The sequence below is a fragment of the Prevotella conceptionensis 9403948 genome, from assembly GCF_000312305.1.
GTDB lineage: Bacteria > Bacteroidota > Bacteroidia > Bacteroidales > Bacteroidaceae > Prevotella > Prevotella conceptionensis.
Genome location: NZ_HE999525.1, coordinates 1 through 663, shown reverse-complemented (window position 1 = coordinate 663; position 663 = coordinate 1). Strand labels below are relative to the sequence as shown.

The window sequence follows — 663 nt, the reverse complement described above, 5'->3', positions numbered from 1 at the left end:
AAAACGGAAACTCTCATCACCTTCCTTTACAGTAAGGCTGAGTTGCCAGAATGGCTGCGGCTCGAACTTCTTGTTCTCCAAGAAACGGGAACAGACCATACAGAGAGTCGGAGTCTGTACCCTACCCAAGGAGTAAGTGCCTCTTCCTGCCGCAATGGATATGGCTTGGGTGGCATTGATACCCACCAACCAGTCGGCTTCGCTGCGGGCACGGGCGGCATAATAGAGATTGTCATACGCCGCTCCGCTTTGCAGATGGGCAAGTCCCTCTTTGATGGCTTTGTCCGTCAAGGAACTGATCCATAGGCGGTCGAAGGGTTTGGCGGTGCCGAGATACTCATAGATGAACCTGAAGATCAACTCACCTTCCCTTCCGGCATCGGTGGCTACAATAATGCCTTCGCACGCTCGGAAGAGTTTTTCGATGATTTTCAATTGGGCGACTGCCGTAGCATCGGCTTTATAACCTTTGCCCTCCTTAATCTGACGGGGAATAAGGGTAAAGACGGGAGGAAGAATCGGCAGGTTCTCTTTGTGGAAACCTTTGATGCCGTAAACTTCGGGCATGGCTGCCGTTATCAGGTGCCCCAATGCCCACGTGACGGCATAGCCGCCTCCTTCGATATAACCATTTTTCTTGTTGGTTGCCCGAACGACACGGGC

General features: G+C 52.3%; 1 protein-coding gene. It reads right to left on the bottom strand.

Going from position 1 to position 663, the window contains the following annotated elements; all coding sequences use genetic code 11:
• A partial coding sequence (locus BN93_RS16090) for a DNA topoisomerase (RefSeq protein WP_232211227.1) occupies positions 1 to 663 on the bottom strand: 663 nt, incomplete at both ends.